The sequence below is a fragment of the Psychrobacter sp. CLB018 genome (genome assembly GCF_041222815.1).
Taxonomy (GTDB): domain Bacteria; phylum Pseudomonadota; class Gammaproteobacteria; order Pseudomonadales; family Moraxellaceae; genus Psychrobacter; species Psychrobacter faecalis.
The window spans coordinates 1,822,110-1,846,476 of sequence record NZ_CP166085.1; the positions used below are offsets into that span (position 1 = coordinate 1,822,110).

A 24,367-nucleotide genomic window follows, 5' to 3' on the forward strand; every position below is an offset into this window, starting at 1 on the left:
TTAAATAACATTTATGCTTGATGATATAGCTGCAAAATTTGACTAGCGATAGATACAGCAACTGCCATTGGTTGTTTACCGCCAACCTCAAGGCCAATTGGCATCGTTACCTTATCAACGACTTTTTCGCTATAACCGCGCTGTAGCAACTTTTCTCTAAAGCGCTTGGCTTTGGTCGCCGAGCTAATACAGCCGATATAAGGCCGCGCACTGCTTTCCTTTAATGCAGTCTTTGAATCAGTAGCTAGCAAACAATCTAAAGCCGCGCGCACCAAGTCAAAATCAAGACTATGATCATGGGTCATGACTAAAATAAAATACTGCGTGCCTTTATTAATAGATAGCCTGCGAGCGCCATTAGCTAGAAATGGGCGAATAAAATCAACCGGATCGTCGTCAATATGCACACGAATATGCGCTGGTAATTGGTCATTTACCTGTCCGTCCGCTGTGCCAGATTCAGCGCTCAAATAACGCTCAAACATCTCAGGACGACTGTCTACCCAGTCCACTTGGCATGGCAGCTCAGCCAGCATACTCATTAATGCGGTAGCTACGTGCCCGCCCCCAAAAACCAATAGCGACATCGGCGGTGTCAAATGAAAGCATTCAAACATCACCGTCACGCTACCACCGCAGCACTGTGCTAACTTAGCGCCCAATGGATAATGTTTGCTGTAGACTGCTTCACGGCGTACCGCTTGTGCTTTTGCAGACCTGCCTGCTTTTAATGGTTGAGAGGAGGCTTTCGAATTATTTGGCTCAAGCTCTCCATTTAATAGTTGCCGCGCTGTTAGCGTCACATCATGCTCTAAACTCCCACCGCCCAGCGTATCGCAGCAATCATCGAGCGTGACAATCATTTTAGACTGTAGTTCGCGAGGTGCCGAACCATTGACGGCAACGACCGTCGCTAAAACATGGGCAACCCCCTGCTGCTGATATTGCGCCAGTCCCTCATACCATTTCGTTGGTGGCATCGGCGTGATAAGTGACTTATTCACTGTGCGCAGGTCCACGAGCCGTTGCGACGTTGGGGTTTTCTATCGCCTCAGGCTCTTCATCAAACAATTGACCTTCAGACGCAGGCGGTTCGATATCTTTACCATGCGCTACTTGCTGCGGCAGTACGCGATCGTCATCAATGCCGCAGTCATCGTCAGCTGGTGTTAAGCTTTCAATGGTTTCGGTGTCTGGTTTAGAAGCGATTTCCCACGCTTGACCTTGCAGACGCATGACGGCTTTTAGTACGGCCTCTGGCGTCGCAGGCATGGTCAGCTCTGGGTTCTGCTTATAATCACCCAAGCTTGCGATGGCATTATTAATCGCACACCAAACGCTCGCTGCTAGCATAAATGGCGGCTCACCAACAGCTTTAGAATTATAAATAGTCCGCTCTTCATTTTTACGATCAAACAGTTTGACGCGCCATTGTTTAGGCAAATCATGTGCCGTAGGAATTTTATAATTAGCGGGGCTGTTAGAAGCAAGCTTGCCTTTTTTATCCCAAATAAGCTCCTCAGTGGTCAGCCAGCCCATACCTTGCACAAAGCCTCCTTCAATCTGACCAATATCAACTGCAGGATTAATCGATTGTCCGACATCGTGCAAGATATCACAGCGCAGCACTTTGTACTCTCCCGTCAAAGTGTCAATCTCAACTTCCGAGCAGGCTGCACCTAAAGCAAAGTAAAAGAAGGGTCGCCCCCACGCTTTTGAGCGGTCGTAAAATATCTTGGGCGTTTTATAATAGCCGGTCGAAGACAAACTGATACGGTGCTGATAAGCGAGCAAGACAAAATCTGCAAACGTAAGCACTTCTTTAGTGCCAATGTGAACGTGATTGCGCTCAAAACGGACATCTTCGGCGTTGACTTGAAAATGCTCAGAGGCAAACTTAAGCAAACGATTTTTAATGGTGATACAGGCATTTTGCGCCGCTTTCCCATTCATATCCGTACCCGATGAGGCAGCTGTCGGCGAGGTATTTGGCACTTTATCGGTGCGAGTAGCAGTGGCTTTTACCGTATCCAAATCAACATCGAACTCGTTGGCGACGATTTGGGCAATTTTAATATATAATCCTTGCCCCATCTCAGTGCCGCCATGATTGACCTGGATCGTGCCATCGGTATAAATAAGCACTAAAGCGCCAGCCTGATTGAGGGTTTGCACGGTAAATGAGATACCGAATTTTACAGGCGTTAATGCTAGACCCCAGCGCTTATCATTGCCTTCAGCTTCAGCCTTTTTATTTGCTTCGATAATTTTTAGCCGGCGCTTATCGTAATCGCTATCCTCTGCGAGTGTCTGCATAAGAGTCGCCAAATCAAAATGCTCAATCGGCTGACCATAATGGGTGCTTTGACCATTTTGATATAAATTTGCCAGACGCACCTGCAACGGATCTCTGCCTAAGGTATAGGCGATATGATCCATCATATATTCGGCGGTTAGCAAACCTTGTGGCCCGCCAAAACCGCGATAAGCGGTGTTGGATACCGTATGGGTCTTGCAGCGGTGACCGGCTATCTGCGCGGCTGGATAATAATAGGCATTATCACAATGAAACATCGCCCGATCGACAATAGCATCGGACAAATCAGGCGAATAGCCACATAGTCCTGCCAGCTGCATATCGACGCCAAGTATCTGTCCGTCTTCATTGACGCCGACCTCATAACGATTGGAAAACTCGTGTCGTTTGCCAGTTACGACCATGTCATCTTGGCGGTCTAAGCGCATACTGACTGGCACATTTTGGCGCTTAGCCACGATAGCGCACAGGCACGCCCACGCCGCCGCTTGGGTTTCTTTACCGCCAAAGCCGCCGCCCATTCTACGCACAATGGTAGTCACTGCATGAAATGGTAAATCGACTACTTCAGCGACCAGTTGCTGCACTTCGCTTGGATGCTGCGACGACGTATAAACTTCAAGACCGCCATCGTCACAAGGCGCAACGTAAGATACCTGCCCCTCAAGATAAAAATGCTCTTGCCCAAGCATATGAATATGCCCTGCAATACGCGTCGGTGCTGATTTTAGCTCAGCTTGCGTATCACCGCGCTGCATAAAGTGGCTCGGCCGTACAAACTGCGCTTGCTCTAACGCCTCATCGATAGTCAATATGGCTGCTAATGGCTCATATTCTATCAGCGCATTCAGCACTGCCTTTTTGGCGGCACGGTGACTGGTTGCAACTACAGCAAATAAGGTTTGACCGACGTATTCGGTGACTTTATCTGCCATTAATGGATCGCCATCGAACACTGGGCCGATATCAGTCTTAGCAGGCAAATTCTGAAACCTAATAACGTCGACCACCCCATCGGCCGCCCATACTGCACTCAAATCCATATGTAAGATACGGGCATGGGCGTGAGTGCTTTTACCAATCGCTAAATGCAGGGTGCTTTGCGGTTTTAGCATGTCATCGACGTATGTGGCCATTCCCATCACATGGCTGATAGCACTGTCATGCTTGACTCCCGTACCGATTTTATTTTTTGGCGGGCGCTGTCGGCGTATACTATAACTGTCAAATAGTGAAGAATGATGGCTCATAGTGTCTCTTCCTTGTATTCTTTACAAATAGCGATAAACGTTAAGCGCTCGCAGGTTGTATATCCGCGACCAATTGCTTACCGCATTTAATCATTAAGCGCTGCACGACATGCATACGATACTCACGACTGGCTCTAACGTCCGTCATGGGCGAGACATCTAACGCCAAATTTTGCGCCGCCGCCTCAAAACTGGCAACATCAACAGATTGTCCAATCAGTATTTCCTGACAATTTGTCGCTAATAAAGGAATCGCCGCCATACCGCCCAGACCGAATTTTGCATTTTTAATCGTCATGCCATCTCCTGACAAATCGATTCTTGCTGCCAATAAGCAAGCAGAAATGTCGTCTTCATAACGCTTACTTACCTTATGAACATATAAATGCTGATGGTCTTGTAACAGTGGAATATGCAGCGCCACGATATAACTGCCAGCGCGCAGTTTGGTCTGTTTATAATCCAAAAAAAATGCCTGCAAAGGTATAATCTCATCAATATAACCATTTTTATTAGCATCACTACCATCAATAGCTGCGCAATGACGCAAATGAATTTGCGCATCTAGTGCCAATAAAACCGGCGGCAAATCGCCAATCGGCGAAGCATTAGCGACGTTACCGCCGATGGTGCCCATATTGCGAATTTGCGGCGAGGCAATGCGTTCAAATAAATGAGCAAATTTCGGAAAATAATCTTCAAGGACAGGTAGCAGTTGCTGATAGCTCATGCCCGCGCCCAATATTAAAGACTGTGCTGCTGATTTCATTTCGCCATTAACTTTGTCGCTGTTAACTTTATCGACATTAACTCTAGATTTCTCATCAGTATGTTGATGTAAGTCTTGTAGCGACCAAGTTTTTAGCGCCTCAACCGCTGACAGTTGCACAATCACTTCATGATCGACCAGGTGCTGGGTCACGCTTAACCCCAAATCAGTACCGCCCGCCCAAATAGTTGCGTTTGGATACGCGGCTAACACCTGATTAAGCTCGTCAATGGTCTGCGGAATAAAAAGTTTGCGTGATGCTTCGGTAAGTACAGGCTCAATAGTATTGCTAGCAGCATGCTTGCTGTTTGCCATTGCATCGGTTGCCAGCTTTATCGTTAAATCTTTAGCAATGATTTGCTCAGCATCGCGCTGTTTGCCAATTTTACCCATCGCTAAACCTGCATCGATAATAGGACGATAACCGGTACAGCGGCACAGATTTCCGGATATAGCAGCAACAATATCATTGTAACTAAGATCGTCCGACACTGTCCCTGCTGCCACTTGCAGACGATGGTTTTCATAAGTACTTGCAAGCGTCATGACAAATCCAGGCGTACAAAAGCCGCACTGCGAGCCATGACAATCAACCATGGCTTGCTGAGCTGGGTGCAATAAGGCGCGATCTGGGTGATTGGCGGGATTATCGGCGATATAAGCGGCCGTCATCAGATGATGACCATCCATCAATGACAGTAGCGTGATACAAGCATTAAGGGTATAAAAAGGTGCTTGCGTAGATTGGTCTGCGTCATGAGCAGGCAAGCGCTGTGCCATGATGGTACACGCGCCGCAGTCGCCACTCGCGCAGCCTTCCTTGGTATCGGTTTGCTTTTCGTGCAGACGCAGATACTCAAGAACGGTGGTGTTCGGGTTTAGATCAGTGACTTGTTTGTACTGACCGTTCAAATAAAAACGAATCATAGCAACGCTCGGCTGTCAGAATAAAAGGCAGATAAAAACTATAGTTTTATCTGAAATCGAATATAAAATGTTAACAATCAATATCTGCAAAGGTTAGGCGTGATTACGACACCGCCCTAAGGTAGTATTCAATTATCATGTTAATAAAGTTTATACGATGACGATCATCATACCTACATCAATACTGATAGTTATACGGGTATTGAATAAGCTGACTGCCTATCTGACTACTGACTTGCTCAGGCTTAATCGGTTTGCGGTTTGAACTTTTTAATTCACCAATCATCTATGCGTCAATTAAAAAGCGGTCATAAAGGTCGGGTATAGGTAAAGGTAAAGCTAACTACCCTATCGAAAAAACGGAGAATATAAGCATGGGTCACACTCCTTTTTAGCTTAAAGTACCTCAACATTCCGTGTTGAAGCTGTCTATTAGCATTCAATGAATAAATGCTGACTAAACGGTTAACTTATACTAGCATTAACTTTATTTAACTTACAACTCAAAAAAGCACATTATTTTGTTTAATAATTCAAAAACTTTTTAATACTATATATTTTTAGCCAACCTTTTTGATTAATTTTATCCTTAATTTTTCATAAAACAATAAAAAACGGTCAGTAATCATTTCCCAAATTGCTTGGAAAATGGCTACTGACCGCCGCTTATACAATACTAGTTTTTTTATTTAGCTTTACAGCACTTACTCAGTGCCAAGCTCGAGCAAGCTGGCATTACCGCCAATCGCTGTGGTATTAATGGTCCTTACCCGCTCAGTGACAAAGCGGTACAGATAATCGGGCGTTAGCATCTCTGACATCCCCTCCATATCAGTGACTGCAATAACTTGCGTCAAGATACCATCGGTCTTAGCAAGCTCTTGGCTGATGGCTTGCACTTCGCTTTGGTTACCAGCGACCGCGACTTGCGCCAATCGATCGATATATAGCAGTGTAATGGTTTGCGAATCATTGGCAACGCTTAATACATCATCACTGATGCCAGTGTCATGCAATATTTTTGCCGCTTCAATACACATCTCGCTCTGACTTGGACAATGCAGTATCACCTCGTTGCCAGTCAGTAAAGCTGCGACCAGCTGACCAAGTACCGCCATCGCGCGAGCAGATTCGCCGCCGATAACCATGGTTTTGCCGCGAGCAGTCACGTACAAGTCATTGGACTCACCTGTTGCGCCCGTCATACGCTGCACGTCATCGAGCATCGGCGCGGCATTTAATAAATGGGTAAATAAACGCTTGGCTTTATTGGCGTCACCAGTAAGCAAAGCCAATTTAGCAACAGCCGCTTGTAGATAAGTTGCTCGCTCTACCGCGCTTAATAACCGCCAAGCTTCACAAACTTGGGCATGATTCTTTTTAAATTCATTCGCCATCTTGCTACTCCTTATGCGATTTGGGTAAGGGTTTCAGTGCTATTATTTTCTACCGCCGTGTTCGGCTCAGTAATGACTGACTCAGTGCATAGCTGCATCAGACGCGCAACGTAATGCGGCCCGCCAGCTTTTGGACCTGTACCAGATAGACCACAACCGCCAAACGGTTGCACGTTGACGACGGCACCGATTTGGTTACGATTAATGTAAGTATTACCGACAAAGGCACGGCGCTCGATATGCTCAGCAATATTTTCAATACGGCTGTGGATACCTAAGGTCAAACCAAAACCCGTGCTATTAATCGCATCAATAAGCTTATTTAAATCGCGCGCTTGATAACGTAGTACATGCAATATCGGGCCGAAGTGCTCGCCGCCAATCACATCGATACTTTTTACTTCAATCGCGGTTGGCAAGACAAAGGTAGAGTGCTCTTCGCTAACCACTGAGCTTGCGCTCATCGGCGTCTGCGCCAAGATCGTCGCCGTTGGTTCAGCCGCCATACGTTCGATATGCGCGTCCAGACTTTGTTTGGCGTCGGCATCAATCACTGGACCGACATCGGTTGCCGCATACAATGGATTGCCGACGACCAATTCAGCCATCGTTCCTTGTAACAGCTCGATTAAATTGTCCGCTACTTCTTCTTGCACACATAAGATACGGCACGCAGAACAGCGTTGACCTGCCGAACCAAAGGCAGATAATACCGCATCTTTAACCACTTGCTCGGGCAATGCGGTTGAATCGACAACCATGGCATTTTGACCGCCGGTTTCGGCTATCAATACTGGCAACTCACCACTGATTTGCTGATGAAGGCTCTGATTGATATGCTGCGCCGTTTGGGTTGAACCGGTGAAAATAACGCCTGCAATATTATCGGAAGCGGTCAACGTGCCGCCAACTTCGCCAGCGCCAACGACAAACTGCAAAGCGTCTACCGGCACGCCTGCTTGATACATCAGCTGCACAGCAAAATGAGCAATCAAGCTGGTTTGCTCGGCAGGTTTAGCGACCACAGTATTGCCTGCGGCAAGCGCTGCCATGATTTGACCGGTATAAATTGCCAAGGGGAAATTCCACGGGCTGATACAAACAAAGGTGCCCCGCGGCTTATACACTTGACGTGATTGCTTGCCTGCTAAGTCGGTAAACTCATAAACCTTGGCGTCGAGACGTTCTGCTTCATCGGCATAAAAACGGCAAAAATCAACCGCTTCTTTGATTTCATCAATGCCGTCTTGCATGGTTTTACCCGCTTCGATTTGGCAAAGCGCCATCAATTCAGCATAGTTTTCTTCATACAAGTCCGCTACTTTGCGCAAAATAGCAGCGCGCTTTGCCGCAGGTACGGCTTGCCATACGCTTTGACCTGCAATGGCAGCATCAATGGCTTGCTGCGCAATATCAGCATTGGCGTAGGTGACTTTACCTGCGATGACTTCATGATTCCAAGGCGCACGTACGGTCTGCGACTCAAGTTTTTCAGAATTGCCATCGACTTTATGTGCATCAACTGCGTTGCCGTTAATAATAGAAGTTGCCGACCAGGTTTTATGCAAATGGCTATCGATAGCGGCTTTGAATAGTAGCCACTGCGACTCTACAAAGATATTAGGGCCAAAGCTGGCTCGGCGCGCGCCATAGATATCTAGCGGCAACGGAATATCAGGATTATGCAAAGTAGCATTGGTCAATAACTTATCGTACGGGTGTACCGTTAGCTTATCAATCGGATAAGACTTATCTAATAACTGATGCACAAACGAGCTATTGGCACCGTTTTCTAGTAAACGGCGTACCAAGTACGGTAGCAAGTCTTTATGAGCGCCAACGGGTGCATAGATACGAACAGGGATTTTATAAGCTTGCAGAATATGGTCATAAAGTGCATCACCCATGCCATGAAGACGCTGAAACTCAAACTCTCGGTGCGCGCTCATAGTCATCACTGAAGCAAGCGTGTGCGCATTATGGGTAGCAAACTGTGGCCAAATCAAACCGCGCAAATGCTCTGACAATAAGAAGCGCGCACAGGCAAGATAAGCGGTGTCCGTGCCTTCTTTACGGGTCCAGACCGGATAGCCGGACAGTCCCTTTTGCTGCGCCAGTTTGATTTCAGTATCCCAGTATGCGCCTTTTACCAAACGCACCGGAATACGGTCACCGACTTCAGTTGCCAAACGCGCAAGCCACGTCAGAACGGCAATCGCACGTTTAGAGTAACCTTGTACCACCAACCCTAAGCCATCCCAACCGGCGGTTAAATTATCACGGTAAAGAGACTCAAACAGCTTTAAAGAAATCTCAAGCCGGTCTGCTTCTTCGGCATCGATACTGATATCGACATTGACCTCACGAGCCGCTTCAATCAATAACAAGCAACGCTGACGCAATAGTCCCATCACTTGCGCTTCTTGCGTCGCTTCATAACGCGGGTGCAATGCTGATAGCTTAATAGACACTGACGGCTTTGGCATACCTTCTTTTACCTTGATGCTGGCCGTCGCTTTAATCGCATGCAGGTAATCGTTAAAGTATTTTTCCGCATCTTTATGGGTAATCGCCGCCTCACCTAGCATATCAAACGAATAGGTATAGCCTTTATTACGATAAGGCTGGCTGTTTTTGTTGGCGCCCTCAATGGTTTCGCCAAGCACAAACTGATGTCCCATAATGCGCATGGCTTTTTGCATGGCGCTGCGAATGACCGGCTCGCCCATTTTTTTGGTCATACGGTCCAAAAACCCAGCAGCGGTAGTATCACGATCAATACTGACAACGCGGCCCGTCATCATCATGCCCCACGTCGAGGCATTGACCATAAAACCATTGTCATTTTTGATGTGTTTTTTCCAGTCAGCGACGCTCATTTTATCGTGGATAAGCGCATCAGCGGTGTAATTGTCTGGCACCCGAATCAAGGCTTCTGCCAAACTCATGAGCAAGATACCTTCTTGGGTATCAAGGCTATATTCAAGCAATAATGAATCAACCATTTTTACGGCTTTGCCATCATTACGTACATGTTCGACCAATTGACGAGTTTGCGTAGCAGCCCCTTCACGCTCGGCATCCGTTGGCTTAGCGAGCGGCAACAAGTCCGTCAACCAGTGCTCCTCGTCCACACTATATAAAGGTGAAATACGGGAGAACAGCTCGTTCGACGATTGACTGAGATAAGCTGGCTTTAATATATCGAGCGGATTAAATAAAATCGGCTCTTGCGGGGTAAATTGGTCTACTGGGTTCATAACAACTCCATAACTATCGTTTAAAAACCATAATAAATGGTGCGGTGGGAGCTTTGATTGCTAAAGATATAGCGGCAACTATTGTTAAACATTCTTAAAATTTCATCCCTACTATTCTTGATAACAAACATCTTTGATATCGAATAGGGGATAAATAATAACTATAGAAATAAGCCAATTAGCAATATACAAAAGACCAAACAGCGCCATTATAAAACGAGAAAATCCAGCATAGGCTGGAAACGGTCAAGTAGGTCGTTTTAGTGTTAAACGGGCTACGTTAACAATATAAAGGCAACAACAAACAGCTAAGCGGCATTAGTGCCTTCTTCTTGTTAGTAGTGAAAGGAGGTGATGCTCAGAGGCAAGCACGTTTTATAGAAGCCTAAGTTTATACAATCTTACGTTCTAATAAACACTTATCTGTCATCTTATAGAATACTAATTCACTGTAAGAAAAACCTCTACGGCGTTGATTGAGGTGATGCGCTTAACCTCGACATGGTAGCATGAAAAAAAATTTCCAACTAACGAATTTACCTATTTTAACCAAACAAAATACTGTTTAAAAACAAATGGTTATTAACCACTTATTAGAAATGACGCTTTAGTTATAAATTTATATTTACTATGGCTAATTAATCGTTTTTGAATCAATGACTTGTCTTTATTTATCTCATCCATTTAACTTAAACCCATACAGAGTATGAGCGAATTAATAACGTAATCATTTTATTTCGTGCCGAAGATAGCCGTTTATAGTATTTTTCTTTACGCATAAAAAACCCTTCTCATTTAAAATAAGAAGGGTTTTTTATGCGTAAAGCTGAGCATTTATCAAATGACTAAAAATGACTGAAAATGATTGTAATTTAAACTGCAATCTTAGATAAACACAATCTTCGCAAGTAACACGGCCGTTAATATCCAAACGGGAATGCTCACGTCAGAGAACTTACCGGCGACGACTTTAATAGCAGCAAAGGTAATAAATCCAAGCGCGATACCATCAGCGATTGAGTAGGTTAATGGTGTAAACAACAACACAACGACAACGGGCGCCGCCTCTGTTAGATCTAACCAATCAACATCTTTTAGAGTACCCATCATCAGTACAGCGACATAAAAAATAGCGCCTGCTGTTGCATAGCCTGGAATCATACCAGCAAGTGGAGCAAAAAACATACTTAATAAGAATAGCACCCCGACCGTCACAGCGACTAATCCAGTACGTCCTCCGGCTGCAATACCTGACACACTCTCAACAAAGCTGGTGGTCGATGAGGTACCTAGTAGCGTACCCGCAACCGTGGCGCTCGAATCTGCCAGTAGCGCTTTGCCCATATTAGGTATTTTGCCATCCTTACCAATTAAGCCTGCTTGACTGGTCGTTGCAATCAAGGTACCGGCGGTATCGAATAAATCGACGAATAAAAAGGCAAAAATAACACTAATCATCGCTACGTCAAATGCGCCAGCAATATCAAGCTGCATCAGCGTTGGCGCTATCGGTGGCGGTGCCGATATAATGCCAGTGAATTGTGTGTTACCAGTAATTAAGCTGATAAGCGCTACCAATAAAATCCCTATCGTTACCGCGCCGGGTATTTTTTTATGCGACAAGCCAACGATAACAATAAAGCCCAATGCCGCCATCGCAGGTGAGAACGCGGTCATATCGCCCAGTCCCACTAACGTCGCATCATTATTGACGATGACGCCTGCGGTTTGTAAGGAGATAAAGGCCAAAAATGCACCGATACCAGCAACTACGCCTTGTTTAATACTGTCCGGAATAGAGTTGATAATCAATTCACGAATTTTAAAAAGGCTTAATAATATAAATATACAACCGGACAAAAATACGGCGCCAAGTGCCGTTTGCCACGCGTAGCCCATTCCTAAAACCACGCCGTACGTAAAAAAGGCGTTGAGTCCCATACCGGGGGCTAGCGCGACTGGCAGGCGAGCATAAATCCCCATAATAAAACACCCAACTGCGGCGGCAAGACAGGTAGCGACAAACACCGCACCTTTATCCATACCAGCGTCAGCAAGGACGTTAGGGTTGACAAAAATAATGTAAGCCATCGTCAAAAACGTGGTTACACCGGCTAAAATCTCGGTTTTGATCGTGGTGTTTTGACCATTGATACCAAAATAGCGTTCGATTGCGTTCATAAGAGTCGCTTCCAAATTGCAGTAAGTAAATTATCATTATTTAACTGTATTGATAAGTGTCGCTTCCAAATTGCGACGCTCGATACTGCGTTTAAAACAAACATATAAAATACACCCAAATTGCGACGATAAATGACGCTTCCAGATTGCGACTGTAAATGACGCTGATACACTAAGGTTAGAGACGATGTTTTTAATCCGTTAGCCACACATAATTTGGTAAATACGAACCATCATGAAAAATGACAGCAACAAACCATAACATTCTAGTGAAATTCGCTCAAAATTTCAATGAATGGCGCATCTTCTTAGTATAAGAGTGCAAATTAGTTGACCATATGGACAATATTATAAAATACTCGTGCTGTCATTATTTTTTTCATATATTTATTGAGAGCGATTTATGCACTGCTATTAACATATTATTAATGATATTTGCGTGATTTAGCAGTACACTAACGGGTTGATATAAAATCCCTTATTAGATTAACTATTATTCATTATCCATGAGCCGCTTACATGCCTGAATCCTTAAATATTATCGACCTAATCACCCAAGCCAGTTTATTGGTACAGATTGTGATGGCATTGTTATTATTGGCGTCATTGCTCAGCTGGGTGATTATTTTTCGTATGAGTGCGCGTCTTGGTACCGCCAGAAATTTTGACCAGCAGTTTGAAACCTGGTTTTGGTCAGGGGAAGATTTGGCAAAGCTGTATCAAGGCGTCCAAGGCTCACCTGAGCGCCAAGGGCTTGAGCAAATTTTTTATGTTGGGTTCTCTGAATACCTAAGAATGCATAAAAAACGTCAGCCTAAAGATGACATTATCGACGGCGTTGAGCGTAAGCTGCGGGTTGGATTGGGTCGTCAGCAGCAATTATTAGAGTCGGGGCTAACGACGCTGGCAAGTATTGGTTCGGTGGCGCCTTATGTCGGTTTATTCGGTACCGTTTGGGGTATTATGAATGCCTTTTTGGGGCTATCGCAAAGCGAGCAAGCGACCTTAGCGACTGTCGCACCGGGTATTGCCGAAGCCTTGATTGCTACGGCTATGGGTTTATTCGCCGCGATCCCTGCGGTATTGGCGTATAACCATTTTACCGCCAAAGCGAGCCGCTTATACGACTCTCGCGCCTTGTTTTGTGACGAGATGACAGGCATGCTACAACGCGAGACCAGTATTGAGATTCCGCAAGCAGGTACGCAAGTAAGCCAAACCAATCAAAGCATTCAAAATAGCCAAAGTACTCAGGTAACTGGTCTATGAAACAAAGCCCTTATCGCCGTGAGAAAAAAGCGCTAAATGCGGAGATGAACGTCGTTCCTTATATCGACGTTATGCTCGTGCTGCTGGTGATATTTATGGTCACCGCGCCAATGCTGATAACGGGCGTCGATGTTGATTTGCCAAAAGAGCAAACCAATACCATCAGTCAAAGTCAGCTGCCTGTGATTGTTTCCTTGACCGATAGCGGCGAGATTTTTATCAGTTATGAGAACAATATCGACCTGCCGATTAGTGAGCCGGAACTGATTGATACCTTAACCAACTTGCAAAATCAAAATACGGACGTCGGCGCTCAGCCTTTACAAGTGATGATTAACGCTGATAAAAACAATCAGTACGGCGCTATCATGACACTGATGGCAACCTTGCAACAAGCAGGCATCCAAAAGGTAGGACTATTGACGGGTGCACCGTTACCCGCGCCTTCTTTATAATCTATCTACCCTGCTCTTAGATTAACCTTGATTGGCTCAAGTGGTTATAATAAAGTCGTTCATTTGATAAATATCGTATTTGAGTATCCCAACTATGCGTAATGCGCCCACCGTTTATGTACCGACCGAACCTGAAGGTAACGGGCTGACTTTACCGACACTTTTAAGCTTGTTGGCACACGGTCTTGTGATTGGCATACTAGCTTATACGTATCAAAACATGGAAGTCGAGACCGCAGGTAGCATCGAAACCGTGATGATATCTCCTGAGCAATTGGCTGAGATGCAAGGAGAGATACTGGCCAATCGTGCCGCAGCGGCGAGCGCGATGCCAGCCGATAGTGGTGCAAGTGGCTCATCAACCAGCATGCCAGAGACCAGCTTTGATGACAGCGTCAGCTACGACAATCCAAGCGAGCCGACTTCGCAGCGCGTGCCTGTTTTTACTCGTTCTGACGAGGCGGTGAACCCTCGCCCAATGCTGATGAGCGAAGAGCAACACCAGCGCCTACTTGAGCAAAATCAAGAATATGAGCGCAATATGGCTGAGTGGGCAGCGCAGTTGGATGAATCTGTACTAGATGAGCATGATCAGGTTGAACAAGAAAGAAGAGCGCAGCTGATAGAAGAGCAAAAAAGGCTGCGAGATTTTCGTAATAAACAAAATAACCCTCCTAAGATTAAACGTCCTACCGCCAATGATAGAAATATAGAAATCAATACGGGCGGCTCAGGTAGCGCAGGACAGACCCTTAGTTTAGGAGATGATGGTCAATCAACACTATCTGGTGACACCACCACTTCCAGTACTGCAAAGGGTAGCAGTCGCTCGGCATCAAGCGGTAGTCGCGGCGCCAGTAATAGTGAAATCATCAATTTAATCAAACGCAACTATAATCCGCCGACAGCGGCAAAAGGCTCAACGCAGCGTGCCACCTTGACCATCACAGTCAATTCCAGTGGCGCTGTCGTGAATGTCTCAGCGTCAGGCCCTGATAGCGCGGTCAATGAAGCCGCCAAACAAGCGGTGCTCAATACCGGCAGCTTACCGATTGATGCTGATGACCCCAAATACCCCACTTTTACCATACAGTTTAAGGGCCGCAATTAAGCAGTTGCCCACACACGATATTATTGCTAACGTTACTTTAAGCAACTTGCACCCGCGGCGATATTATTTTAACGTTATCATTGATTTAGCATTTATAAAAACAATTATCCCCATCTAGGAGTTTGACTTGGTTATGCGCATTCATAAAAAACTATGCCTTTCTTTACTTGCCACTACCTCAAGCTTATTGCTTGCTCCTAGCGTCTTGGCGGCGCCTGTCGTTTTAGAATTGGATTATGAGATTCCGGTACAACAAAGCCAAGTGGCTTTTGTCTCCTTTGCTGGCGATTCTACCTTATCACCGATTATCTTAAATGATTTGAGCAAAACTGAGCTAAAAGTAACCAGTCAAAACCTACCGCAGCAGCCGCATAGCAGTAGCGAGTTAGCCGGTACCCTACCCGTTTGGCAAAGCATGGGCATCCCTTATCTTGTCATCGGTAGCACGCGCAGCAATCGCGGTAAAGTGGTCACCGATTATGAAGTCATTGAGGTTAAAACCGGACGCGTGATCGAAGGCAAGCAAACGTTAACCGCTGATAATAATAAGGAAAGTATGCGTTACGCCGCCCACGTGATTGCGGACAAAGTATATGAGCTGATCACCGGCATTCCCGGCGACTTCTCAGGGCGTATTGCTTATATCGAAGAAATCGGCACCGGCAAAGAGAAAATCTCGCGCTTAAAGGTCATGGATGCGGACGGCGAAAACGCCAAAACCATCACAGAAGTGGCAGGCTCTATCTTCTCGCCGACTTGGTCCCCTGATGGCAATCGCATTGCTTATTCAGTCCAGCGCGATAAGTCTCACCCTGTTATCTATATTCAAAGCGTAAGCGACGGCGGGGCTACGCCATTGACGCCATTCCCAGGTAGCAACCTTAGTCCGTCATTTTCGCCCGATGGTAGCAAGATATTGTTTTCTAGTAGCTTTGAGGGTAGCGCCGATATTTATGAGATGAGCGCTAGTGGCGGTCAACCACGACGTCTGACCAATTGGCCAAGCAGTGAAGTACAACCAAGTTATGCCCCTGATGGCAAATCTTTTGTCTTTGTTAGTGACCGTGCAGGGTTTAACAAACCACGCATTTATCGTTATGAGTTTGGTTCAGGCCGTACCACGCAAGTATCGAATAGTGGCTATGCAACCAGCCCGCAGTTTAGTAGCGATGGCTCGCAAATCGCCTTTTTAAGTGGTCGTTCAGCTGCCATCATGAACAGTAGCGGCGCCATCACTGCGAACTTAGGCGCGACAGGTATCGATGAAGCACCAAGTTTTTCACCGAACGGTAAGCGCGTGGTTTTTGCTTCAAAGCAGGGCGGTAAAGGCGTACTGACTATTAAGTCCTTAAACGGCGGCGAAGCGTTCGGTAAATCTGGTCAAGGTACTATCCGCTCCCCAGTTTGGTCATCTAGCCCTAGATAACTTAGATAATTTAGCCATCTTTATTGCGTAAAATAGGGTTATGCTATACTAAATGATCACAAATAAAAAAGCGCTCGATAAACATATCGGGCGCTTTTTTATTTTACCAAGAATGATAACTTGATTCTTATATCAGCCATCCACTTTTAAAAGTTATGAGCTAACATCCTAAGTGACATAACTCATCCCTATTCATCACTTGGATCACTAGCCGGCGGCACCGCGTGTCTCAATTGTTCAACATCTGCGGCGGTGACCGTATCCGTATAACCATTTAAATCAGTGACCACGTACTGCGTGACCGCGGCCATCTGTTCATCGTTCATCATGTGATGGAACGATGGCATACCGCGAAAGCCATTAATTAAGATATCAATGATGTAATACTTTGACTGCATTTTGCTGTTATTGGCAAGTGGTGGATAATAGCCGGCACCATAAGCACCCTCGCCTTTGTGCATATGACAAGCTGCGCAAGAGTCATGGTAGAGTTTTTTGCCATCTGTTGTCACAAAGGCATTTGTCCCTTCAAACTTGGTTTCCCATTCAGCAATACTTGGATCATTATCCATAGTAGGAAGCGAGCTGTGATCAACGACATTGACGGCTGGTGCAGTAAGCTCCTCACGACTCATGTAAACGCCGCCCCAGCTACCGGTATTACGGCTTGCTTGATAATCGTCCGTTACGATGGGGTCTTGCTCATGTAGAGTTGCCACCGTTTGTACATCGTCTGATTGTTGACTACAGCCTAAAAGTGCTGCACTACTCATCGCACCCAGCAACATCACAGTCAGCAGTTTAGGGGTCATTTCTCTCATGACTTTTTTCTTCACGATTGCCTTCTTTACGATTGCATTGTCCATGATAGCCTCTGAATTTTTATAGTTATTCATATTAACCCAGCATTTTTGCTTTTTTATGTAGGCGCTTGGCGGCATCCATGCCAGATAAAATAGCGCCTTCTTGCCATGCTGGAATGTGTGAGCAATGCTCGCCCGTCAGTACAATACGGTTATCGATACTGCATAAGGTGTCATAATGCTGACGGCGGGTAGACTCATTCCAAATACCATAACAACCCAGTGTCCAAGGAATGCGGTGCCAGACCACTGACGTACCAGCGCGGAACTCTTTTGGATACTGCGGGTGAATATATTTACCGTAGGCAAGTGCGACATTAATTCGCTCTTGCGGGGTTAACGTATTAAATTTATATGAGGTCGGTCCATAACCATAGGCCCCTAATAATACCCCAGTACCGTCTTTAAACATATTTTCTGAAGGATAAGCAATTTGGGCTATCGGCATATCGGTATAGGTCAAGCCGCCATAGATCCACTCGTCTTCTTCCCAAAAGCGGCGATTAAACTCTAAACCTACTTTATAAGAAGTCTCATAAGGTACCGCTGCCATCGCTTGTTTCATCGGCTTTGAAACATTAATATCAAGCTGGGTCAGTACAGTTAGTGGAATATTACAGACACACCAATCGGCACGGATGGTCTTAGTCGCGCCATCTGGACTGTTGCTGTCGACATAATTGACCGTAACGCCGCTTTCATCTTGATGAATCTTAGTCACTTTGGCATTAAACTCAATCATATCGCGGCATTCACGGGTGAAGGCATCACCGATTTTACCCATACCGCCAACCGGTTGAAACATCGTTGGCTGATGCGCATAGGTCATATGATTACCATAAATATCGGCCCACATGCCCGAATCTAATATTTCGCTGACCGGTAAAGGCTTTGATGGAGTTTCATCAGGCATCAAGCCACCACCTGGCAAGACACTATAACCACGATGCTTACTGGTCGCATTGCTGGCGCGGTAGCGGTAGTCTTTATCGAGCACGCCCCAACCTTTTAAGCCTTCAAGTAGCTTTTCTTTGTCTTCCTTATTCACAGAACGATCCAAACCGCCAACATTCACCGCTTTTGACAATAATTCTGCTACGTGTCCTTGGATGTCGTTTTTTACATCACCTAAGCGCTGCGGCACACCATTGAAATGAGTACTACGGTGCAGATAAGCACGGTCATTGGTTTGAATAAAGGGCTGCATCTCAACGCCAAACTGTTTGCAATAATGGAAAACGGCATAGTGATGACTTGGTAGACGCCACGGCCCACCATTAAAATAGTTGCCCTCTTCAAAATCACAAGTAACTTCTTCGCCGCCAAGCTCGGTATACCTATCGCCACTATTCAGCGTCCAACTACGACCGCCGCCACGATTTTGAAACTCCAGCACTTTGACGTCATAGCCAGCTTTACGCAGCTCATACGCCGCGGTCAGTCCGCCAAGACCGGCACCTAAAACGATGATGCTAGCACCGGGAGGCGCCCCTTTTAAGTCCATCGTTTCTTTAAAGCTTGATTCTGAGGCAAATCCTAACGTCGTCATCGCCTGATACATGGCGGTCGCGCCCGCTGTTTTACCAATCATCGAGAGCAGTTGGCGCCGCGTTGGTGATTGAAGCATGTCTTTCATAATAATATCCTTAAAGTAGACGTTCGTACATAACCGTAGGCACTTGTTCTATTTCTAGTAATAAACGCTTATATCATTTATAAGTCTTTGTAATTTGATCAGCTTGGCTTAACTCTGCGCTTATTTGCCAAGCTGTCATGCCCTACCGTTTTGCCGTTAATCCTTGTCTGGTAATAAATTCTAAACCCGTTGCAACTGATAAACTATGATTAACGGCGGCGTCTAGAACGTAAAATGGCGCGCACGATAAAGATAATAATCAATATCGCCACAATGATGCCGACAATCGCCAGTAAGCCTGCGTACTTAATTAAAAAAGGCTTTTCGACACCTGTAGACGCGATGCGCTCAATATCAGCGGCACTGACCTCACTGTTTGCATGACCGCCAAAGCTGGTACGGACGTAGTTAGTGATACCCGCAATCTGCTCACTGCTGAGCTCTTCTGAAAACCCTGGCATGATAGGCGAAGTATTGGTTGCACTCTCTACCCCATGCAAAATCATATTAACGAGAGCGTCAGGCTTTTCGCGGCGCAGACTGCTCAGTCCAACGATAGGCGCATAACGCGCGTCAGGTTGGCCATAACCATCAACCCCATGACAGCTACCACAAACGGCTAAATATAACGCTTCTGGTGAGTTACTACCGTTACTTACTTCTGACTTTGCTTGCGCCAAGTAGTCTTTTTGCGCCAGTAAGTCATGCGTGATTGATTCGTTCACAGGCGTTGGCAAGCGCGCCACATTGACGCTATTGACCTTGTCTTCTGTTTGGATAGCAGGGATGGCTTTTAGATAAGAGGCAATCGCGCTCAAATCTTCATTTTTAAGATAACGCGTACTGTGCGCGACCGCTTCACCCATCGGTCCACCTGCATAAGCGCGCTGGTCAAGTTCACCGGTGCGTAGATACGTGATAATATCCTGCTCGCTCCAACTGCCGATACCGCTCGACTCGTCAGGGGTGATGTTTGGCGAATGCCAATTACCAAGTGGTGCGCCTGATAAATACATTTTTTTATCAAAGCCCATGGTGCTGTTACGCGGCGTATGACAAGTGCCGCAATGCTCGAGATTGTTGACCAAATACTCGCCACGTTTTTGGGTCTCATTTAGACCGTCGCGCTTTTCAGTAGAGGGTATATTGAGCAAGTTCCAACCGATCATTAAGCTACGGAAATTAAAGGGAAAGGGTAGTTTGGTTTCTTGCTTAGGCGCTTCATCGACAGCCGGTACGGTTTGTAGATAAGCAAACAAGGCGCTGATATCCTCTTCTTTCATGCCGCTATAAGAAGGATAAGGCATGGCAGGATACAGCATATGGTCTGGCGCTCGGCCTTTTTGTAAAGCGTTCTTTAAATCTGCTTCGGTATAATTGCCGATACCGTAACGTTTAGAAGGGGTAATATTGGTTGAATAAATTTTCCCCATAGGGGTTTCAATCGCTGTGCCGCCCGTATAATTTTCGCCATGACAAGCCATACAGTCAGCGGCACGGGCAATATAGGCACCGCGGTTGACAAGCTCACTATTGGCGGGGCCTACATTAGGTAAGCTAGCATCGGGTAAATTGGCATTAGGAAGGTTAGCACCTTCAGCCATCGCGGCGCTGGAGGTAATACCAATGACAAGCATCGATAACATCACAGAAAGTGGCTTCATAATATCCTCATATAGCTGGCACCTAGGGTGTTGTAATTATTATTAGAACGATTGGTCAGGATAAGACATTTGATATTGAGTAAAATTATTGACAATGGCGTCAGTACTCAACGGATAATCCATTACATGATTTAGCAAATCGTCCAGTAAAATGCTTAATAAAGTGGCGTGATAAAACAACTTAATAGAGATAGTTTCTAAACAATGTCTGCTCACCCCACTAATGTAAAACTATTTCGCCACTATTACTTAAATAGTAACTCATTCACCGCACACTTTTACAAAAGTTAAAAAACCTCTTAAGAGATTTAATTTATATTTAATCACTATATATTTTCATATTATGAATTTGGGCAAGATAATTAATCCTTTAAAAAACAATTACTAAACCTAGAAAATTTATGAAATCCATTATTAAAGCGTGGAGATAAATCGCTATATATAGTAAAAAAGGACTTCTGTACTTGTTATTACAGGTTTTAAGCGTACATAATGGATACATAGCGACCGTTTGTCATCCACCTTACATTCCAAATAAGCGTTACCCTACTCGCAAAAACCCTTTTAACTGATGCAGCATTTTATTTATGATAAATGCTGTTTAATATCGCCAACCATTGCCATGTTGCCAATAACGCTCGAGATGTCCTTATGAAATCACTCTTCTTTATATTTACGTTGGCAGCGACAATTCCTGTAACAGGTTGCCAATCTTTTCAGTTCGTCGAAAGTCCGATACCTGTTAAAACTGTTTCTTCTAAAAGGGTGTCTTCTAAAACGCTTATTGTGGAAAATTTATCCAACGCGCGCCGACCCGCTAACGCTATTTCTATTCAAATCTCTTCTACTACAAATAATGGCCAATAAAAAAAGCAGCTATCGGTCTGATAGCTGCTTTTGTAACTTATTAATAATCAATAGAAATATTTAACTTTAATCTTCTGCAATGACTATTTGTTGTTTGGGCTGATGCTTGATAATGGTCTTGGCCAAATGATCGCCAAACCAAATGGCGGTATCAATATCGCCTGCGCCAGGCGTGACTTCAGGCGGTCCATCTAGCGACTGCGTCATCAAACCCAGAAAGCTCGAAAGACGATTTAAATCATGCGCTTCATGTCCTGTTGGCATCAGTGGTAAACCGATCCAATTCATTCCGTGCTGCATGGCATAAAGACAAATCTGCTGCAGGACGGCAAGCTTATCACCACTCAGACCGCCCGAATTGGCAAAACCTGCGGCCCACTTGCCTTCCCATTTACGGTGATACCAACGCTTAGAAGTCTCATCCATAAAAGTCTTAAAGCCTGCGGTCACGCTGCCCATATACACGGCACTACCAAACACCAATAAATCCGCCTGATCGACAAAATCCCAATCAACGTCATGCACATCGACCGCTTTAACCTGCGAATCTGGTAATTGTTGACGCGCGCCCGTCACCACTGCTTCGGCAACGCGTTTGGTATGCCCATAATTACTATGATAAATAACCGCCATCGATATATTAGCGAGATTGTTCTCATGCTCTAAAATGGCAGGCGGTGTGTCAGGTGTATTCATACGAACTCTAATAATGACAATTAAAAATGAAATAAAAATAGAAGCTCAAGAGCTGAATCAAGCCAACTCTCTAGAAGCGCTACGGGTAATAATCAATGCCATACGTCCGGTTGCAGGCTGGCCAAGATGCGTTTGACGTCGATAAGAATAATAATGCGAATCCGCATAGCTGCAAGGTATTTCGGATTGATTGCTAACGGTAATGCCTGCTGCACTTAATTGGTCAGCGGCAAGCTTTGGCAGGTTCAGTTTAATCTTGTCCGCTACAGATGCTAAGACATAACGTTGTTCAAAGCTTTCAAGATGCTGTGATGACAAGACTTGATTATCTACACAGCCTGCGAGCAACTTATCTCGTACTTGGCTGCCGACTTCATAATTTTCTTGACTGATACAGACGCCAATCCATGCCGTGATTGGTTTATCAGCATCAAAGCGCTCGGCGGTTGCCTTTATGACGCCGCACGCCAGCCCTTGCCAGCCTGCATGGATAGCAGCTATCTGCCCCGTTGCGGGCTGGTATAAAACTAACGGTACGCAATCGGCGGTCATAATCACAAGCCCCAAGTCCGCCTGCTGACTGACCATGGCATCGGCATCTAGCGGGCGTATAGGTAGCGCCGTCGCATCGACATCATAAACCTGCTGCCCATGAACTTGATTGAGCCAGTGCAAGCTATTAATTGGCGCACGCTGCCCCGCCGCTAATTGCTCATTAATCGCCGTTAATAGACGCATGCGATTGTTTAAGACTGTTTTGGCGTTATCATTGACATGCAAGCCTAAATTTAGCGCACCATAATTTGCCTGATTATCTACCTCATTAGCCGCTTCACTATCATCGCTGCTAAAAGCTGCCGTTTGAAAAACCGTCACGTCATCAAGCTGAGCAACTAAGGTGACAGGCAGATTGTTTGTTATGTTAGGCATGGTCAGTGCACCAGTCTTATCGTTATTATTAGAGCATTACAGCCAGATTGTTACCAGACGAATGTCATTATTTAATAGAGCTCATCAGATTTTATTCTTCGTCATAACCTTCGCTTAACACCGCCATCAATTGCTGCATGTCTTCAGGGATTGGCGTGGTAACTTCGATATCTTCACCAGTCGTTGGATGCACGAAACCTAAAGTATAAGCATGCAATGCTTGACGCGGGAAATTATTGATTGCCTGACGCTGCGCTTCTGTTAAGCCTGCTCGCAATTGACGACGCCCACCGTAGACACGGTCACCGACTATCGGATAGGTAATGTGGCTTAGATGCACACGAATCTGATGGGTACGCCCCGTTTCAAGACCGACGTCTAATAGGCAATAGTTATCGTTCAGCGGTGTGACATTCAATAAATGCGTAACCGCTTCACGCCCTGCCGTCATCACCGTCATTTTGGTACGTTGATTGCGATGGCGACCAATCGGCGCGTCAATACGGCGATGACGCAGTAAACTTGCCGCATCCCCTGCAACCACACATTGGTAATGACGATAGACAGATTTGTCCTTTAACTGCTCCATTAAAGCCATTTGCGTAGGCTTGGTTTTACCAATTAACAGCAGTCCCGAGGTGTCTTTGTCAATGCGGTGTACCAATCCAGCCCGCGGCAAGTGGTGCTGCTGCGGATAATGATAGAGAAGCGCATTGACCAAAGTGCCGGTCTGATTGCCAGCGCCCGGATGGACAACCATACCGACAGGTTTGTTAATCACTAGGACATCATCATCTTCATAGACAACTTCGATATCGATATTTTCTGGCTGATCTTCGCTATGCTGCTGCAGTGTCGTCGATAAATGCAAGACATCACCTGCTTTGACACGAATTTTCGGTTTTTGTACCGTCCCGTTATAAAGCAAGCTGCCATCAGTAATCCAGCCTTGCAGCTGGGCACGCGAGAAATCGGCAAATACTTTTGATGCCAGTTTATCAATACGTAAGCCCGCTTCGTCTTCTATGACGGTATGCGTGACATCAATAACGACCGGAACCGCTTGCCCAGCAACTACGACTGAATCCTCACTGTCTTCGTCTTCGTATTCGTCTTCGTATTCATCTTCATCGTCGACAATATCGTCATCGACCAATTCATCCAACTCATCATTGGATATGTCCGGCGTTTGCTCATCAAGCGCGCGCTGATGGTCATTTAATAATTCATTTGGCATTGGTAACTCTTGTGCTGATATATCGGTATCTAACGGTTGTTTCTTAAGGGAATTGGTCGTCATAGCATCATTATTCATAGCGGATTGATATAGGGCAAAGTCACTTACAGCT

At 45.5% G+C, this 24,367-nt stretch carries 16 protein-coding genes; 4 read left to right on the plus strand and 12 right to left on the minus strand.

The window, feature by feature from the left end; genetic code table 11:
- Nucleotides 1–11: 11 nt before the first annotated feature.
- From xdhC to AB8P72_RS07755, 6 genes are all read right to left on the minus strand, one after another.
- Entirely contained in the window at nt 12–1,004 is a 993-nt protein-coding gene (gene xdhC, locus AB8P72_RS07730) for a xanthine dehydrogenase accessory protein XdhC (RefSeq protein WP_369957563.1), read from the minus strand.
- Nucleotides 997–3,567 (minus strand): xanthine dehydrogenase molybdopterin binding subunit, encoded by a 2,571-nt coding sequence (gene xdhB, locus AB8P72_RS07735; protein ID WP_369957564.1) that lies wholly within the window; start codon nt 3,565–3,567, stop codon nt 997–999. Before xdhB ends, xdhC begins: the two co-directional genes overlap by 8 nt.
- Before the next feature lie 40 nt (nt 3,568–3,607).
- Nucleotides 3,608–5,263 (minus strand): xanthine dehydrogenase small subunit, encoded by a 1,656-nt coding sequence (locus tag AB8P72_RS07740; RefSeq protein WP_305935574.1) that lies wholly within the window; start codon nt 5,261–5,263, stop codon nt 3,608–3,610.
- Between the two features lie 704 nt (nt 5,264–5,967).
- Nucleotides 5,968–6,660: a 1-pyrroline-5-carboxylate dehydrogenase gene (locus AB8P72_RS07745; RefSeq protein ID WP_144296897.1), complete on the minus strand. Its 693-nt coding sequence runs from the start codon at nt 6,658–6,660 to the stop codon at nt 5,968–5,970.
- 11 nt (nt 6,661–6,671) lie between these two features.
- Complete coding sequence (putA, locus tag AB8P72_RS07750) at nt 6,672–9,920, minus strand: bifunctional proline dehydrogenase/L-glutamate gamma-semialdehyde dehydrogenase PutA (protein WP_369957565.1); 3,249 nt, start codon at nt 9,918–9,920, stop codon at nt 6,672–6,674.
- An 885-nt stretch (nt 9,921–10,805) separates the two neighbouring features.
- Complete coding sequence (locus tag AB8P72_RS07755) at nt 10,806–12,101, minus strand: NCS2 family permease (RefSeq protein ID WP_191690933.1); 1,296 nt, start codon at nt 12,099–12,101, stop codon at nt 10,806–10,808.
- 519 nt (nt 12,102–12,620) lie between these two features.
- On the opposite strand from AB8P72_RS07755, the gene tolQ reads away from it, so the two are divergent.
- The 4 genes from tolQ to AB8P72_RS07775 all read left to right on the plus strand — a co-directional run bounded on the left by tolQ (nt 12,621) and on the right by AB8P72_RS07775 (nt 16,362).
- Nucleotides 12,621–13,370 carry a protein TolQ gene (gene tolQ / locus AB8P72_RS07760; protein WP_198328848.1) on the plus strand — a complete coding sequence of 250 codons (750 nt, stop codon included), beginning with the start codon at nt 12,621–12,623 and terminating at the stop codon, nt 13,368–13,370.
- Complete coding sequence (tolR, locus tag AB8P72_RS07765; RefSeq protein ID WP_198328847.1) at nt 13,367–13,825, plus strand: protein TolR; 459 nt, start codon at nt 13,367–13,369, stop codon at nt 13,823–13,825. The genes tolQ and tolR overlap by 4 nt, the downstream gene beginning before the upstream one ends.
- 94 nt (nt 13,826–13,919) lie before the next feature.
- Nucleotides 13,920–14,936: a cell envelope integrity protein TolA gene (locus tag AB8P72_RS07770; protein WP_198328846.1), complete on the plus strand. Its 1,017-nt coding sequence runs from the start codon at nt 13,920–13,922 to the stop codon at nt 14,934–14,936.
- 133 nt (nt 14,937–15,069) lie between these two features.
- Complete coding sequence (locus AB8P72_RS07775; protein ID WP_369957566.1) at nt 15,070–16,362, plus strand: translocation protein TolB; 1,293 nt, start codon at nt 15,070–15,072, stop codon at nt 16,360–16,362.
- Between the two features lie 188 nt (nt 16,363–16,550).
- Here AB8P72_RS07775 and AB8P72_RS07780 read toward each other — a convergent pair whose 3' ends face one another.
- From AB8P72_RS07780 to AB8P72_RS07805, 6 genes are all read right to left on the minus strand, one after another.
- Complete coding sequence (locus tag AB8P72_RS07780) at nt 16,551–17,183, minus strand: cytochrome c (RefSeq protein WP_102076762.1); 633 nt, start codon at nt 17,181–17,183, stop codon at nt 16,551–16,553.
- A 76-nt stretch (nt 17,184–17,259) separates the two neighbouring features.
- Nucleotides 17,260–18,861 carry a flavin monoamine oxidase family protein gene (locus AB8P72_RS07785; RefSeq protein ID WP_102076755.1) on the minus strand — a complete coding sequence of 534 codons (1,602 nt, stop codon included), beginning with the start codon at nt 18,859–18,861 and terminating at the stop codon, nt 17,260–17,262.
- Nucleotides 18,862–19,070: 209 nt separating this feature from the next.
- Nucleotides 19,071–20,525 (minus strand): cytochrome c, encoded by a 1,455-nt coding sequence (locus AB8P72_RS07790; protein ID WP_305935576.1) that lies wholly within the window; start codon nt 20,523–20,525, stop codon nt 19,071–19,073.
- A gap of 933 nt (nt 20,526–21,458) precedes the next feature.
- Nucleotides 21,459–22,088, minus strand: a complete 630-nt coding sequence (locus AB8P72_RS07795; protein WP_198328800.1) for a flavodoxin family protein — start codon at nt 22,086–22,088, stop codon at nt 21,459–21,461.
- A 57-nt stretch (nt 22,089–22,145) separates the two neighbouring features.
- Entirely contained in the window at nt 22,146–23,018 is an 873-nt protein-coding gene (locus tag AB8P72_RS07800; protein WP_369957567.1) for a polyphenol oxidase family protein, read from the minus strand.
- Between the two features lie 91 nt (nt 23,019–23,109).
- On the minus strand, nt 23,110–24,318 hold the full coding sequence (locus tag AB8P72_RS07805; protein ID WP_227678251.1) for an RluA family pseudouridine synthase: 1,209 nt from the start codon (nt 24,316–24,318) through the stop codon (nt 23,110–23,112).
- Nucleotides 24,319–24,367 lie beyond the last annotated feature (49 nt).